Annotated in this window: 16 protein-coding genes; 4 read left to right on the forward strand and 12 right to left on the reverse strand. The window is 59.0% G+C overall.

Annotated features, from left to right (window positions below; genetic code table 11):
• Window positions 1-78: 78 nt before the first annotated feature.
• The 4 genes from VI25_RS26845 to VI25_RS11950 all read right to left on the reverse strand — a co-directional run bounded on the left by VI25_RS26845 (window position 79) and on the right by VI25_RS11950 (window position 3,460).
• Complete coding sequence (locus VI25_RS26845; protein WP_236705026.1) at window positions 79-972, reverse strand: alpha amylase C-terminal domain-containing protein; 894 nt, start codon at window positions 970-972, stop codon at window positions 79-81.
• Entirely contained in the window at window positions 972-1,793 is an 822-nt protein-coding gene (locus tag VI25_RS26850; RefSeq protein WP_236705027.1) for an alpha-amylase family glycosyl hydrolase, read from the reverse strand. Before VI25_RS26850 ends, VI25_RS26845 begins: the two co-directional genes overlap by 1 nt.
• Window positions 1,794-1,986: 193 nt before the next feature.
• Window positions 1,987-2,646 carry a DUF421 domain-containing protein gene (locus VI25_RS11945; RefSeq protein ID WP_161806931.1) on the reverse strand — a complete coding sequence of 220 codons (660 nt, stop codon included), beginning with the start codon at window positions 2,644-2,646 and terminating at the stop codon, window positions 1,987-1,989.
• Window positions 2,647-2,770: 124 nt separating this feature from the next.
• Window positions 2,771-3,460, reverse strand: coding sequence for a DUF421 domain-containing protein (locus VI25_RS11950; RefSeq protein WP_045687341.1), 690 nt, complete (start codon window positions 3,458-3,460; stop codon window positions 2,771-2,773).
• 194 nt (window positions 3,461-3,654) lie between these two features.
• Between VI25_RS11950 and VI25_RS11955 the strand changes: the two genes are divergently transcribed.
• The gene (locus VI25_RS11955; protein ID WP_045687342.1) at window positions 3,655-4,056 is read left to right on the forward strand and encodes a DUF6960 family protein; all 402 of its coding nucleotides are present in this window, start codon (window positions 3,655-3,657) and stop codon (window positions 4,054-4,056) included.
• An 88-nt stretch (window positions 4,057-4,144) separates the two neighbouring features.
• Here VI25_RS11955 and VI25_RS11960 read toward each other — a convergent pair whose 3' ends face one another.
• From VI25_RS11960 to VI25_RS27775, 4 genes are all read right to left on the reverse strand, one after another.
• Entirely contained in the window at window positions 4,145-4,804 is a 660-nt protein-coding gene (locus VI25_RS11960) for a hypothetical protein (protein WP_045687343.1), read from the reverse strand.
• Window positions 4,792-6,159 carry a carboxypeptidase-like regulatory domain-containing protein gene (locus VI25_RS11965; RefSeq protein WP_045687344.1) on the reverse strand — a complete coding sequence of 456 codons (1,368 nt, stop codon included), beginning with the start codon at window positions 6,157-6,159 and terminating at the stop codon, window positions 4,792-4,794. Before VI25_RS11965 ends, VI25_RS11960 begins: the two co-directional genes overlap by 13 nt.
• A 506-nt stretch (window positions 6,160-6,665) precedes the next feature.
• Entirely contained in the window at window positions 6,666-7,472 is an 807-nt protein-coding gene (locus VI25_RS27770) for a hypothetical protein (RefSeq protein ID WP_052694974.1), read from the reverse strand.
• A gap of 106 nt (window positions 7,473-7,578) precedes the next feature.
• Window positions 7,579-8,010: a hypothetical protein gene (locus tag VI25_RS27775; protein ID WP_055562526.1), complete on the reverse strand. Its 432-nt coding sequence runs from the start codon at window positions 8,008-8,010 to the stop codon at window positions 7,579-7,581.
• 144 nt (window positions 8,011-8,154) lie between these two features.
• On the opposite strand from VI25_RS27775, the gene VI25_RS11980 reads away from it, so the two are divergent.
• The 3 genes from VI25_RS11980 (at window position 8,155) to VI25_RS11990 (ending at window position 10,047) form a co-directional block, all read left to right on the forward strand.
• Window positions 8,155-8,400: a hypothetical protein gene (locus VI25_RS11980; RefSeq protein WP_045687345.1), complete on the forward strand. Its 246-nt coding sequence runs from the start codon at window positions 8,155-8,157 to the stop codon at window positions 8,398-8,400.
• 127 nt (window positions 8,401-8,527) lie between these two features.
• Complete coding sequence (locus VI25_RS11985) at window positions 8,528-9,304, forward strand: ArnT family glycosyltransferase (protein ID WP_161806932.1); 777 nt, start codon at window positions 8,528-8,530, stop codon at window positions 9,302-9,304.
• Complete coding sequence (locus VI25_RS11990; protein WP_052694977.1) at window positions 9,244-10,047, forward strand: hypothetical protein; 804 nt, start codon at window positions 9,244-9,246, stop codon at window positions 10,045-10,047. Before VI25_RS11985 ends, VI25_RS11990 begins: the two co-directional genes overlap by 61 nt.
• A gap of 69 nt (window positions 10,048-10,116) precedes the next feature.
• Here VI25_RS11990 and VI25_RS11995 read toward each other — a convergent pair whose 3' ends face one another.
• The 4 genes from VI25_RS11995 to VI25_RS12010 all read right to left on the reverse strand — a co-directional run bounded on the left by VI25_RS11995 (window position 10,117) and on the right by VI25_RS12010 (window position 14,285).
• Window positions 10,117-10,719, reverse strand: a complete 603-nt coding sequence (locus VI25_RS11995; RefSeq protein WP_045687346.1) for a hypothetical protein — start codon at window positions 10,717-10,719, stop codon at window positions 10,117-10,119.
• A gap of 158 nt (window positions 10,720-10,877) precedes the next feature.
• Window positions 10,878-12,542: a M28 family peptidase gene (locus VI25_RS12000; protein WP_045687347.1), complete on the reverse strand. Its 1,665-nt coding sequence runs from the start codon at window positions 12,540-12,542 to the stop codon at window positions 10,878-10,880.
• A 42-nt stretch (window positions 12,543-12,584) separates the two neighbouring features.
• Complete coding sequence (locus VI25_RS12005) at window positions 12,585-12,941, reverse strand: CZB domain-containing protein (RefSeq protein WP_143437128.1); 357 nt, start codon at window positions 12,939-12,941, stop codon at window positions 12,585-12,587.
• Between the two features lie 42 nt (window positions 12,942-12,983).
• On the reverse strand, window positions 12,984-14,285 hold the full coding sequence (locus VI25_RS12010) for a PAS domain-containing protein (RefSeq protein ID WP_052694979.1): 1,302 nt from the start codon (window positions 14,283-14,285) through the stop codon (window positions 12,984-12,986).
• Window positions 14,286-14,357: the final 72 nt, after the last annotated feature.

The following is a 14,357-nucleotide window of genomic DNA, read 5'->3' on the forward strand; positions in this document are numbered from 1 at the left end:
TCAGGACGGAGTAAGGGGCCAGGCCGAAAGCGGCATGGAAGGGCTGGTCGTCGTACTCACCTTCTTCCGCTTGAGAATCTAGCTCACGAAGTTGCCAAACTCTTGGTCGTAGCCAGCCCAGTCGGAGTTGAATCGGACGCGCCAGTGGCCTCCTGCGGGTACGCCAATGGAATAGGCTTCATGAGCACGGTCGGCGAAGTTGCACACCACCAAGGTCATGTCGCCGGGGCCACCCTGGTCCCAGCGGGCGAAGGCAATTACCTTTTCCTCGTTGTTGACGTGCAGAATCTGCACCTGCTGACCCAGGAGGCCGCGGGTGTGGCCGGCCGTGTTGCGGCGCAGCTGAATCAAATCGTGGTAGAGACGAACAAGCCCGGCGTGCTGCTCGGCGCGGCTCCAGTCCAGGGGTTGGTCGTCGGAGAAAGAGCCGTCGGCCAGCATTGTCTGCCCCTGGAAAATCATGGGAATGCCGGGGGACGTGAATACCAGCGCCGCACCTAAGGTAGAGCGCTTTTTAGGAAACCAGGAAGTGGCGTTGCCCGGCATGATTTCCTCGGTCACGCGGGCTTTGCCGTTGGCTACCTCATCGTGCGACTCCGTGTAGATGACGCGCTGGAAGGCGTCGCCGTTGTACACCTTGCTGATGGCCGCGGCCACCTGCTCCATGTCACGGTCGGCATCCTCAGGGGTAGTCAGGGCGTCGCGGATGGGGTACACGAAAGCGGAATCCCATTGCGAGGAAAAGCCTTGGCCGCCATCTTCGGGAGCCTTAGTGATGTACTCATTGCCCAGCAAATCTTCCGCAATGGTGATTTTCCAAGGCATGTGAGCCCGCACTTCTTCGTTAATCCAAGTCATCAAGCTCCATCCCTCGGGCAGGTCGCGGGCTGGGTCACTGGAGCCGTCCACGTTGCGGATGTGCGAAATAGAGTCGCAACGTAGGCCGTCCACGCGGTAGTCTTCCAGCCACATCAGGGCGTTGTCGCGGATGTAGCGCGCACGGCGTCGCGGCCGTAGTCGGGGCGGTTGTGGCCCCAGGGGGTTTCGGCGCGCCAGTCGTTGTAGAAGTAGATGCCGCCGCCGTCATTTTCGCTCCAGCCGTCAAACTGCCACAGGTCCAAGTCGCCGGGCCCAAAGTGGTTGTACACTACGTCCAGAATAACGGCAATGCCGAGGCGGTGAGCCGCCTTTACAAGCTCACGGAAGGCTTTCGGTCCGCCATAATCCGTTTCGAGGGCGAAGGGGTGAGCTGGGTTGTAGCCCCAGCTGCGGCCACCCGGAAACTCCGTGGGCGGCATAATTTCAATGGCATTGATACCCAAATCCTGCAGGTAATCAAGCTTGTCAATAACGTCGAGAAAGGTGCCGGGCTTCTCCGGGTCGGGGGCGTTGAAGGTACCCACGTGCAGCTCGTAAATCACCAGCTCGTTCCAGGGGGGCATCTGGAAGTGGTCGTCTTCCCAGTCGAAGGTATGATCTGGAACAATGGAGTTGCCCGCTGAATGGGTTACCTCCCGAGCGTACGGGTCGTTGCGCGTTAGCTCACCCGAGGGTGTTTTCAGCCAAAACTTGTATTCAGTGCCGGGGCCAAGCGCATCGAAATCGGCCGACCAGTAGCCGTCGGTTTCGTGGGTTAGGGGGTGCGTCTTGGGGCTCCACTCGTTGAAAGGACCAACAAGAGAAACCGCCGTGGCGGCCGGGGCCCACACGCGGAACGTAGTGCCGTGTTCGTGCGGAAGAGCGCCCATGCCAGCTTGTAGCACGGGAGCAGTGGGGGAGTCAATTTCAGGCATTAGGTATAGGTGTAGTGCAGCGCAAAAGCTCAACAGATGTTGCTACATACTGCCTATCCCAAAAATTAGTTATAATCCTAGAAAATGCTCTCCTAAGGCTCTTCTGATAAAATTCTGCCTATGTTTTTAAGTAAATAGCGTTGAGGTAGAGGGTAAACTGCTGATGATGAGCTTGCAATGAAATAATGCTACGTTAGCCGACTACTGCTGGAAGCCATTGCTGGTGCTGGCAGTGGGGGCAGACTTGGTTGCTCGCCTGTTTGCTCGGGAGCACGTTGCCGCAGTGGGCGCAAGCCAGGGTATCCGGTGCTTTCTCCTGATCTGCCAAGAATTCCTCGTCCCAGTTGGGTAGCACCGTAAGGCCGGGCTGGGGGGGCTCCTGAGGCAGAATGGTGAAGTTGCCGTTGGCTTCCATATATACCCGCTTCACCTGGCCTAAGTGCGTAATACCTTCACTCCGCAACTTGGCAAACAGGCGCTCTTTGGGCAGCACCGAGCTTTCCATGGCGCTATACTGCAGGCAGCCATCTTCCAGCAGAATAGCAATGTCATCTTGCGAAGCTTGCTCAAATTTCTTGCTGCGCAGCGTCCAGGCCGCTATCAGGCGCTGGCCCACCACAATGATAACCGCAATGCACAAAGGAGGCATAAGGCCCCGGTCGGGAGCTTGCATGGGTACCCCCACGGCAGCAGCCATGGCTACCATGGCGGCCGTATCGTTGCGGCTGAGCTGGCCGCCCATGCGCTTGCCCATGAGCCGCATGGCCACCACGAGCAACACGTACAGAAAGGTAACGCGAATAACAGCCTCTATCAGAAAGCTCCACGGCACGTCGCCGAGTATGACACGCATGGTGTCGAACAGTTTGAATTCTTCTTGCTGCATACCTGCGAAAATGGGTGTGAAAGCCCACAGTGGCACCTCGTAGTGCCCGTTTGAGCACTAGGCCAGAAACCCGTGGTTGATAGTAAGTAAATTAGCGCACGGCTGGAGTCCAGTCGTCGTGGTGGCAGTTGGGGCACTGCGTGCCGGTGTGGCTTTGGGGTGTTGCTACGGTTCCGCAGTAGCGACAGGCCTTGGTGCTGTCCACGGTTTCCTGGCTACGCCGCAGGCGCTGGTCGAGGTCGGGTAGCACGCTAAGCCCAGGCACGGGAGGCTCTTGCTGGAAAATACTGAAGGTGCCGTCGGCTTCCATATAAGCCCGTTTCACTTGGCCTAGCTGGGTGATTTTCTGGTCGCGAAGCTGGGCGTAGAGTTGCTCGTGCGACACTCGCTCCTCCTTCAACTTATCCAGCAGCAACACGCCGTTTTTGGCAAGCAAAGTCACATTGCCTTGCAGTACCGCCTCCACTTTGCGTTGCTTAAAAGCCCACCAGTTGCTACCCCGCTGGAAAAACAGCACGCACAGCAGAAGCAGCACGGCCGGAATCATACCCCGGTTGGGCGTTTGCATCGGCACCGACACAATTGCCCCCAACGTGAGCATCACAGCCAGCTCCGTAATGGTGAGCTGAGCATTCATGCGCTTGCCGAGCAGGCGCATTACTACCAGAAAGATCAGGTAGATCAAAACTGTGCGAACAAGCACTTCCCAGGTGAACTCACCGGGCGTATCGCCAAACAGGATGCGCTGCCAGTCGCCTAAATAAATCTCTTCCTTCTTCATGGTACCCTGTTGTAAGGCAAGCAAAAGGCCGCACTCGCGAGCGGCCTCCCCCTGATGAACGAAGCCTAGCGGGGGTAGTTATACTGAAAAGCCGGAAATTGCGTCCGTAAAAATCACCATTCCGGCTTGCTGACCTGCGGCGCTGCTGTTACAAAGCAGGGCTGTCATTTTGCTGACTATCAAAGCTTTTTATCGTGCCTCGACCGAAACCTGTTATCTACGGCCTGTATTCCTGGACGCCTGACTACGGCTTCCGCTACATTCACCCCGCCAACCGCCGCAGCTTTGAATGGCTGGAGCCGTTGGGCAAAGTCTTTGAGAAAATAGATGAAACCGACGACTGGATTTTGCTGCGCTACGATGAGCAGCAGTTTAAAGTCAGCGGGGAGCTGTTCAAAGAACTCTACGACAAGCCCCCTTTCAGCTTTGGCGACTTAGTGGAAGAAACCAGCCCCGAGGATGGGCGGACGGCCCACCGGGGCCTCATCTCCGACGTGTATTGGGACGAAGCTACTAGCACCGCTACGTTTCAGATGGTGGAAAAAAAGCGCAAAGTGAAGCGCGTTTTTGAAGCCGAAGAACTGCGGTTCGCTTAGTGGGTTTTGTCTTTGAACCAAAAGCGGCCGCTCCGTTCGTCTGGCCAGATGAACGGAGCGGCCGCTCTTAGCGTGGGTAGGGGCCGCATCAGAACTGGCCAAACTGCAGCCCCAGGCGCACCCCAAAGCGTTGTGGTACTACCAGCGGGCTGTGCAGGGGCTCGTTGTTTAGCTGTACCCGCAACTCGGGGCTTGACAATGACACCGTGGCATTGCTGCGAAAGAAGCCTCTTTTTTCCTCCAGCAGTAATTCCTGCCGGGTGCGAGGCCGCACCCAATAGCTGGCTTCCAGCAATAGTTGGTACCGCGCATTAAGCTCTAGCTCGGCCCCCAAGTGAGGCTGAAAGCCAGTCGTAACGGTTTGCAGGCCCAGGGCAAGGCGGCTGGCATTCAGGCGGGTGCCGTCCACACGCAGGTTGGCGTCGGGGTTGGGCAGGCGACCCAAGCGCTGCCGTAGCTTGAGGGTGCTGTAGTCGAGGCCGGCGCGCACGTAGAACGGCCGGTGGCGCTGTGAAAGGTTGTAGCGGTAGAATAGTCCCCAACTGTTGAGCCCGCCGCGCACCTCGCCCCGTACCGTACCAAACCCATAGCGGGCTACCCACCGCTGGGCAAACCGGTACTGGTAGCTGCCCCCAGGCATGGCGCTAAGCTGGCGGGGGCGCACGGTGGCGGCTATAACGGGAGCAAATGACGAACCCGTCGGAGCATAGGAAACCAGTAAGCTTCCTGGCGTAACTAGCAAGGGCACAGCATTAATGCTGAGGTAGTAGCGAAGCTGCCCATACGTACGCTTGCCAGGCTTACGTGAAACAGAAATTGTATCGGGTGGGGACGTGCTGGCAGTGGTAAGAGCGACGGAATCCAGGGCCGGGAGGCGGGCGCCATGGCAGCCGAGTCGGAGAATAGCTGCTCGGCTTTGCGCTGGCGTTCTTCGTCTAGTAACTGCTGGGCTACCTGCTTGGGCAGCACCAAGGTGGTATAGTGCTGCCAGAATGTAGAGTCGTAGCGCACGGAGTTGCGCAAAAATACGTCCTCAAACTGTAGGCGGTCGGCGTAGGCTGGGCGCGCAGTGTGGGCCGTATCAATAGCCGTGGTGATGAACTCACTGGTATGCTGGTAGGGCGGGCTCGGCGTGGTGCGCACGGCCTGGTCCCACACGCGCTTCAGGTGCCAGCGGCCGGCGTAGCGTTGGTAGCTTACGTGGCGGGTGCGTGCAGTATAGGCCGAGGAAAACTGCACCCCAAACTGAGCCTGGTAGCGCCGCACTCCACCGGGCGTCAGGTGGTAGTCGGCCCCCAAAAAGGCGTACGTATCCAGGTCAATGTAAAGGCGTCCCTGGTAGTTGGCTTTGGTAGCGCCGCGCCGCGGAGTGAAGATGATAACGTACACTGGCCGGCCATTGAAGGTAGTAGGGTCGCCCATCTGGTAGTCGTACTCACTGAAATGCGCCTTATTGATGAAATCGGCGCGGCTATGCACAAAGTCGAACCGGTGCGGAATAAAGGGGCCGGCCTGCCACAGCATTTGAATGCGGCTAGAGTCGGCGGCTTCGTACTTGCGGGTTTGGGAGAGTTGCACATCGCCGGTTTCGCGGGGCGTGCGGTACGATACTTTGCGCACTTTCAGAATGCCCTCCGCCAAGTACTGGTAGCGCCCCCCCGGCACGTTGCTGGACTCGCGGTAGAAGCCCGTCAGCATGGCCGGGCGGGAGGGGTAGTTGCGCGGAATGCGGGCTACCGCGGCCCGCACAATGCCCAGCGCCGAGCCCGACACGGTGACGTTGGCCAGCTGGGTAGGCGCAGGCGCTAGCAATACTTGCACCTCCTGGCCGGCTGGCACAGGCAGCTGCACCGTGGCGCGACGGTAACCAATAAAGGTGATTTCTAGGGTCAGCTGCTGATACTCGGGGGGGATGCTTAAAGAGAAGCGGCCTTCTTCGTTGGCACTGGTGCCCAGCTGGTTGCCGCCTACCCCAATTTGGGCGTAGGATACCGGCTGGCGCGTTTGCGCGTCCAGCACCCGCCCTTTAATGGTAACGGGCCCCTGAGCCCCGGCAGTGAACGTGAGCAGCCCCAGCAGCCCCAGAAGCAGAAAACGTAGCATAAGCGCAAAGAAAAGAGAATCAGGGGTGTTGCAATCAGTACACCATAGCAAGCCCGCGCCTGACACTACCATGTGTAGTGCCCGCAAAGCCTATACTTGCTCAGATGGCAGCAACCGCACCGAGTAAATTCTTGGAAGCACCCTAAGCCGGGTTTACCTGTCAAACGACAAAAACGGCTGTGCCAACTCATTATAGCTCCGCTTTTGTTTAGCCCTGGCAGTACTACAGTCCGTCTCACGGGCACTATAGCACTGTCAGGGCTAAACAAAGGCCCCCGGGCGTGAGCGGTTTCAGGAGTGCTGCCTGCCCGATATGCGGTAGCCGTGGCACCAGCCTCGCGCGCACAAGAGAGAGCCTCACTGTTGGGCGCATTCCGTTGGGGAAGAGCCGCGGTGCTAGGAGTATTTTGCACGGTCAGGCAGCCCGCTACCCTGCTACTTTGCACTGGTAGGCAAGGGTTTTGGAGGTTGAGGACCTGGGGCTTCTGTATTAGTTGCCCCCAGGTTTATATTCCCAGTGCAATGCCTACTACCACGGCCACAATGCCTAGCAGCACCAGCAGCGCGTAGAGCGGCAGTACGAACTTCCACCACGCGTCAAATCGCACGCCGCACGCCGCCACAATGGCCATTAGGGCGCCGTTGGTGGGCGTAATTAGCTCACAAAGGCCGGCCCCGTACTGGTAAGCCAGCACCGTAACCTGGCGCGAAAGGCCAATGAGGTCGGAGAGCGGAACGAGCAGAGGCATGGTCAGCACGGCCTGCCCGCTCACGCTGGGTACTGGTAGGTGCAGGGCCGTGTGCACGCCCATCATACCCAAGGCCGAGAGCCAGGCGGGCAACCCTGCCAGCGGCGCCGACAGGGCATTGACCACAGTATCTACTATGTGGCCCTGCTCCAGCACAACGAAGATGGCGCGGGCAAACCCAATGAGAATAGCCGAGAAGGCAATGTCGCGGAAGCCGGCCAGAAAGCCTTCGGCCGTACCCGTTAGGCCTAGGCCGCCCACCAAGCCCGCCACAATGCCGAGCCCGAGAAACAAAGCCGCCATCTGCTCAAACTCCCAGCCTAGTTGCAGAACGCCATAGGCGAAAAAGCCAAAGGTGACAAACAGCAGTAGCAAAACGAAGCCGTGGTTTTGCCCAGTGTGAAGGGCGGCTGGGTCGGCTTCTTCGGTGGCAGCCGGGGCTACTCGGTGGCGCAGGGCGTAGCGCACGGTACCACTGATCCAGATAACCAAGGCCAAGCCCAGAAAGACCATCCGAAACCCACCGCCCGAAAGCAGGGGTAGCTGGGCCAGCTTCTGCGCCAACCCTACCTGAAACGGGTTCAGAGGCTAAACGCCGCCCCCACGGCCGCCGAGCCCAGGCTCACGGCGGCAGCGGTGAGGGGCGGGTAGCCAATGCGCCGCATCAAAATCAGGAGCACGGGCACCAAGGTACAATTTCCTCCTGCATGTTCTCCAGGGCACCCATAGTCGCAAACAGCACCGAGATAATGGGAATAACGATGGCCTCGCGCCCCCGAAACCGCGCCAACAGCCAGTCTACCCCCTGGCGGAGCGCCCCGGTCTGGTCCACCACGGTAAAGGCGCCGCCGGCTAGAAACACCAGGAAAATCACGGAAGCAGAATCAACCAGTCCTTTCGGAATGCTCACCAGGGCCTGCAAGGGGGTAACCGGAGTAGCCGGTACGCGGTGGTAAGAGCCCGCCACTACCACGTCGCGGCCGGTGGCAGCATCGGCTTGGCGTTCAAATACCCCAGCGGGCAGCACGTAACTCAACAGGCAAGCCAGCAACACAAACCCCGTCAGCAGCACCAGCGGGTGCGGAAAGCGAATCGTCTTCATTCCGCGAAGATGGTGAAATAGTGCGCGTGCCGTTTCCCCTGTTGCGGCTTAAGAAGCCAAGCAAGGAGGACGGGGGCGCATTTTCGCGGGGGCGCTACCTCCCTACTGGAACCCAGCAGCAGTATCTTTGGGTTTTCAAGCGCTATGAAGTTCGCTGAGTTTAAACAACTGCACATGTACCGCCAAGCCGAGCACCTGCGCGGCCACGGCCATTTGTTGGCCGAGCGGCGGCAGGATAGTTTCCGTCTGCGCTTGTTTGCCGTGGGCGACTTTTACGCGGAAGAGTGGTGCCAGTGGGGAGAAGAGCGAATTTTGTTTATCCACCTCTTTCAGCACTCGGCCGGCCTGCACGATTATCTGGAAGGCATCCGCCTGCCGAAGGAGCTGTAGCCGGCCTACTAATTCAGCGGCAGCAACAGGCTGCATGAGCGTAGCGAGAAGAACAAGCGAGTAGCTCTCGTGTATTAGGTGGGTGCTATATTGTTGGCATGAAGCTTCCCGCCTGCTCCCGTTGCTCTTGGCTGTCCTCAAGTTTGCGTCTGGCTTTTTGCTCGCTAGTCGGGCCTACGAACTGCACCGCGACGAATATCTCTACCTCAATTACGGACAGCACCTAGCCTGGGGCTACATTGAGGTGCCTCCGCTGACGGCCCTGCAAAGCTGGGTTACCCTGCAGCTCGGGGGCGGCTACTTCTGGGTGAAGTTCTGGCCCTTCCTGTGGGGTAGCCTCACGGTGTACTTGGTGGCGCGAGCTGCCCAGCGCCTGGGCGGTAGCGGGTGGGCGGTAGGGCTAGCGGGCCTGTGCTACCTCCTGGGTGGTTTTGCGCGGCTCAACTTCCTGTTTCAACCCAATTCCTTCGAGGTACTTGCCTTTACTCTAGTCAGCTACTTACTAATCTGCTACCGGCAAAAGGAGCGGGCTGGCCTATTGTTAGGCATGGGGGCCGTGCTGGGGCTAGGGTTACTGAACAAGTACTCGGCCCTATTCTTTATCGGAGCCCTGATGGTTAGCTTGCTGCTCACAGACCTGCGTCGGCTGCTGCTGACGCGAGCTTTGTGGATGGGAGCAGGCGTAGCGGCGCTAGTGTGGCTGCCCAATGTGCTGTGGCAATTGCAGCATGGTATTCCTTTTTTGCATCACATGCAGGAGCTGCATGATACTCAGCTCGTGAACGTGTCGGGGGCCGATTTCTGGAAGGACCAGCTGCTCATGTGCTTGCCAGCGCTGTGGGTGTGGGTGCCGGGATTGGTGGCGTTGCTAGTGTACCGGCCGCTGCTGCCTACCGGGTACTAGGCCTCATCTACTGCCTGGGCCTACTGCTGCTAACGGTGCTGCACGGCAAGAGCTACTACGCGCTGGGCTATTATCCTGTGTTGTTTGCGGCCGGAGCAGTGTGGTGGGAGCGACAGTTGGAGGGGTGGCCACGGGGCCAGCAGTGGCTGCGGCCGGCTCTGCTGCTGCTGCCCGTGCTGCTGCTAGTGCCCCTGTTACCAATGACTTTCACGCTGTTTGCGCCCGCCCGTATGCAGCAGGTGGGCGAGGCCTACCGAGGTAGCGGGGCCTTGCGCTGGGAAGATGGCCGCGACCATTCCCTGCCCCAAGACTTTGCCGATATGCTGGGCTGGCAGGAACTGGCCGGCAAAACTTGGTGGGTGTATCAGCAGCTACCTCCCGAAACCAGAAACCAAACCCTCATTTTAACTGCCAACTACGGGCAGGCGGGCGCCATCAATTATTATAACCGAAGCCGCCCCATGCCGTCGGCGCATAGCTTCAATGGGAGCTACCTGTTGTGGTTTCCGAAGCGACCCGCCCGGCCCTGGTCCTACCTCCTGATCATTGATGATGAGGTTCCTGACGCCGACTTGTTCCCGCACTTTCGTACGCTTCGGCAGGTAGCCCAGGTGCAAAATGCTTACGCCCGGGAGCAGGGCGCGGCTATCTACCTCGGTACTGCCCCCGATGCGGCAATCCTGGCCCGCATTTACCGGGAGCACGCGGCCGCAAAAGCCCTGTGGGAGAGCAAGCGGCCTTAAACCCAACTGCCCACCCGTAGCAGCGTGTGCGCTTGCTAGGGTGGGCAGCGGCGTAAGGCGGCAATAGTGCTATGGGCGCTCTACCGCTACTATTTCCTTTTTTGCCAGCATAATATTGAGGTCGTAGCGGGTTAGCTCAACGGGCTCGGAGGCGTAGTTTTCGGGTTTGTTGAGTTCCGCTACTTTGGTTTCCTGGTCAATTTCGTAGCTATTGGCCAGCAGCTTCACACTGTTGCCCGCCACGGCCGCCACTTTCAGTAAGGAGTAGTGACCATTGTCGGTCTTGATGTGGTACATATCGCCTTTGTGAGGCGCCGCAATAAAGACTTGGTTGGCTTTCTGATTGGTGCTGTACACTACCGTACTCCACGCCAGCCCCAGCACCACAAGCAGCAACCCAGCGAAGTGCCAGGCGGGTACTCGCACGTTTTTGCGCAAGGTGATAAATGCCTGTTTAAGGACGGGCTCCATGTGCTTAGCCGGTATCACCCGCTGACATTGCTGACATTCGGCGGCGCCTGATTTGCCGATGGAGAACAATGGAAGCCAATACACGTGCGCGTAATGCCCAACAATATGCAACTGCTGGCTGTCTACGGCAGCGCAGGCCGAGCACGAGCCCGGTAGAGGAGCCGTGTGCAGGGGAGAAGAAAGGTGGCCGTAGATAAACATGCAGTGAGCTGACAAAGCGGAAACTAACGGCTTGCCAGCATCAGTCGTACCTGAATCGTACTGTATTGCTCCTTGCCTCAGATGGCTAATAATCGGAATTATATTCCAGATTTACTTCACATTTTTCGTGGAATAATTCAGAAGCGCACACCGGTCTCTTACTGAGCCTGTCCGAATTGCCGCCCAAAGAAGTCGCCGGTATTCCAGGTGGGGCGCTTGGTTTCCTGCGCTATCAGGTAGCCAATGAGAAAGTTGAGTTGCACGTATTTGCGGCCCGCCTCGAAATCGAATACTCCGTTTGTGCCATCCTGCGGTTTGTGGTAGGTAGTAGCCCGCCACTTTTTCACCGTTTCGTCGAGGTTGTTCCGGCCATCGGCGGTGCGGTTGCCATACTTAATGTGCAGGGCTGGGATGCCTTGTAGCACAAAGCTGTACTGGTCGGAGCGAATAAAGCGGTTCTGGTCCGGCTCCGGGTCGTTTTCCACGCTAAGCCCGAGGTAGTGCGCCGCTTGGTTTACCGGCTGGCTGAGGCTAGAGTGCTGGGCTCCCAGTGGCACCACCGACAGTAGCGGCGCAATGATAGTGGGCATATCGGTGTTTACGTCGGCCACCAAGCTAGCCTTCGGTACCGTAGGGAAGGCTGCAAAGTAGCCCGAGCCCAGCAGGCCCAACTCCTCACCCGTTTGCAGCACAAAGAGCACCGAGCGGCGCGGCTTCTGCTTGATACGGGAATAGATGCGAGCAATTTCCAACACCGAAGCCACGCCCGAAGCGTTGTCGTGGGCTCCGTTATAAATCGAGTCGCCCTGCACGGATGTTCCCACGCCTAGGTGGTCGAGGTGGGCCGAGTGAACCACGTACTCATTGCGCAGGGTAGGGTCGGAGCCTTCCACTTTGCCCACCACGTTGTAGCTGTCGAAGTCGTGGTAGCTCGACTGGTAGCTGGCCCGCAGGGTGGTGGCTAGTGGCGCCGAGGCCGGCGTGCCCCGCCGTAAGGAGGGCAGCACCCGGCCAGTATCCAGCGACGCCGTGCGCAGCAAGTCGTTGAAGGCCGCGGCACCTACGTTGCCCACCACCTGCAAGGAGCTACCTGGGGCGTAGGTGCGCGAAGCCGCTACCCGCCCATCGGGACCCAGTACGCTATTAGTACTACGCCGAGCAGTAGCTGAGGGAGGTGTAGCGGGAGCTGCCGTAGCGGCCACCAGTACGCCTACCGCGCCGTGGCGCACTGCGTTTTGCAGGGTCATGCCTAGGTCTTGGCTGGCCGCGGCTACGGTGCTTGGAAAACGAGCCGGCGCACCGCGCACCACCACCACTAGCTTGCCTTTCGCGTCCAAGCCCGCGTAGTCATCATAGCCCAGCTCGGGGGCGCTAATGCCGTAGCCCGCAAACACCACGGGCGCTTCTACCGTTACGGCAGCTTGCTCGGGGTGGGGGTTTAGCAGAAAATCGGTGGCATAGGTGAAGGGCCGGGCCGTAGTGCTGCCTTGGTCCTGGTGCGTGAGGGTAGCCCCGAGCTGGGTGGTGGCGCGGCGCAAGCGCACACGCTGTACAAAGGTGCCTGCCTCACCGGCTGGCTGCACCCCCAGCTGGCGCAGCTGGGTAGTCACGTAGTCGACGGCCATCTGGTAGCCAGGCGTGCCGGGCTGGCGGCCGCGCAGCCGGTCATCGGCCAAGTACCAGATGTGCGCCTTTACATCCCCAGGCCGCACGCGGTCAAGGGCTTTGGTTACGGGTTTGGGAAGGGGGGCCTGCGCCGTGGCTGGGCTAGTCAGCCACGCACTGCCTAGGGCCGCCAGCAGCAAAAGAGGAGAGCATTTCATACGGCCAATAATACGCAGGCCCGCCGTTATATCGGCACAGGGCTACGCCAAGGCTGACTGCTCCAGCTCTTGTAGTAGCGCTTCGATGCGGGTAGCATGCGCATCAATTCGCTCCATGCCTGAGCGTGACTCTTCCAGTTGTCCGCGTTGCTGCTGTTGCACCAAGGCGCGGCCCGTGTCGAGCATGCGTTGCACTTCCTGCTCTAGGCGCAGTACGGCAGGTAAAGACCCATAGCGGGGTTTTACCACGGTGTACAGCCATTCGCCCAGCGGGCTTTGGCGGATAGCAAACAAGTTAGGATCAGCCTCGCGTACTCCGTAAAGTGTAGAGCGCAGCCGGGATTTAAACAGCACTTGCTTGATACGCGCCTGCTGAAAATCCAGGGTGGTCATGTCCATAGAAGGGGGGATAGTTGCCCGAAAGCAAAGTGGGAAACCATCTTATTGAACACCAGCACCTGGGTTTTCAAGGGCCTGCCGAGCCTGCACTAAGTCGGTAACATCGAAGGCAAACACCGTGATGCCGGCTTTCTGGCCCTGCTCACGGAAAAGCTGATAGGTGAAATTGAGGTAGCGCCGTTGGGGCTCCTCGTCCTGCGGGTGAACCATAACTACTATTTCAGTACCTATGAAGGTTTCGCCGGTAGAGTACACCCCGTCAAGCAAGTCAATGAAGCCTTGTTCCGCTATCTCCGGCAAGGCCTCCGCTACAGTAAGCCCCACTAGTTTCCGGCTGGGAAAGAAGCGTTGGTACTCGGGGTTCACAAACTCATAGCGGTGCTCAGCCCCACGCAGGATGCAGATAAGCGCGGGCGTTTGCATAAACAGGTTGTAGAACGTTTCGCGCTGGGCCTGCATTTCCTGGTAAGCCTGGTAGGCCTGGTCGGAAAGGGTGGCTTGCTGCTCGTTTTGCTCTAGCAACTCCTGCACCATTTGCTTCTGGTCGTGAATATCGGTGCCGCCACCAACCCACATCGTAATGGTATCGTCGGCGTCGCGGTGGGCGTGGCCGCGCACCAGCATCCAGCGGTACTGGCCATCGGCGCGGCGCAGGCGGTACTCAGCTTGGTAGGGCTGCCCGGTCCGCAGACATTCCTGCCAAATCTTCAACACTCGGTCCCGGTCATCGGGGTGCAAGCGGTTCAGCCATTGCATGCCTACTTCTTCTTCCAACGGGTGGCCCGTAAACTGCAGCCAGCGGGTGTTAAAGAAGTCTCGGTTGCCATCGGGCTGGGCCGTCCAGATCATCACCGGCAACGATTCCAGGATAAACCGGGTGCGCTCCTGCTCGTCGTTGAGGGCTTTGCGGGTAGCTTCGGCCAGTTGGGCCGCTCGCATCTTTTCCGTCACATCCTGGGTGCGCTGCAGGATGTACTGCAGCTGGCCTTGGGCATCCAAAACGGGGTAGTGGGTAGCTTCCCAGTACAACTCCTCTAGGCCACCACCCTCGGCCTCCGGCCGTGCTAGGTCGTACCGAATCAGGGGCATAGTATGCGGCTCCAAGTGGCGGCGTACGTGCTCGTGCGACTCCCGAATAATAGCAGCCGACTCCTCATCGGTAGCGGGATAGGCCTCAAAGAAGGGCCTGCCCACGGCCGCCTCCCGGCTTTTCAACGACACGCCTACGTGGCGGTCGGTGTTATCCAGAATCGTGGCGTCTTCGTCCGGCGCAATCAGCAAAAAGTTATCGGGGAGAGAACGGAAAAGCTGTTGATAATCAACCGGCACGAGTGGAGTGGTCATGGGGATAGTAGGCAAAAGGACAAAAATAGCTGCACCTGGGGCGCAGCTATCCAACGAGTAAAGATACCATCC

The sequence above is a fragment of the Hymenobacter sp. AT01-02 genome (genome assembly GCF_000961955.2).
Classification (GTDB): Bacteria; Bacteroidota; Bacteroidia; order Cytophagales; family Hymenobacteraceae; genus Hymenobacter; species Hymenobacter mucosus.

Excerpts from the sequence above, each read along its gene's own strand:
- VI25_RS26850 (WP_236705027.1), bottom strand. The coding sequence starts at position 1,793 with ATGCCTGAAATTGACTCCCCCACTGCTCCCGTGCTACAAGCTGGCATG.
- VI25_RS12000 (WP_045687347.1), bottom strand. The coding sequence starts at position 12,542 with ATGAAATGCTCTCCTCTTTTGCTGCTGGCGGCCCTAGGCAGTGCGTGG.
- VI25_RS11980 (WP_045687345.1), top strand. The coding sequence starts at position 8,155 with ATGAAGTTCGCTGAGTTTAAACAACTGCACATGTACCGCCAAGCCGAG.
- VI25_RS11965 (WP_045687344.1), bottom strand. The coding sequence starts at position 6,159 with ATGCTACGTTTTCTGCTTCTGGGGCTGCTGGGGCTGCTCACGTTCACT.
- VI25_RS11995 (WP_045687346.1), bottom strand. The coding sequence starts at position 10,719 with ATGTTTATCTACGGCCACCTTTCTTCTCCCCTGCACACGGCTCCTCTA.
- VI25_RS11945 (WP_161806931.1), bottom strand. The coding sequence starts at position 2,646 with ATGCGTGTCATACTCGGCGACGTGCCGTGGAGCTTTCTGATAGAGGCT.
- VI25_RS11950 (WP_045687341.1), bottom strand. The coding sequence starts at position 3,460 with ATGAAGAAGGAAGAGATTTATTTAGGCGACTGGCAGCGCATCCTGTTT.
- VI25_RS26845 (WP_236705026.1), bottom strand. The coding sequence starts at position 972 with ATGTGGCTGGAAGACTACCGCGTGGACGGCCTACGTTGCGACTCTATT.
- VI25_RS27775 (WP_055562526.1), bottom strand. The coding sequence starts at position 8,010 with ATGAAGACGATTCGCTTTCCGCACCCGCTGGTGCTGCTGACGGGGTTT.
- VI25_RS12010 (WP_052694979.1), bottom strand. The coding sequence starts at position 14,285 with ATGACCACTCCACTCGTGCCGGTTGATTATCAACAGCTTTTCCGTTCT.
- VI25_RS12005 (WP_143437128.1), bottom strand. The coding sequence starts at position 12,941 with ATGGACATGACCACCCTGGATTTTCAGCAGGCGCGTATCAAGCAAGTG.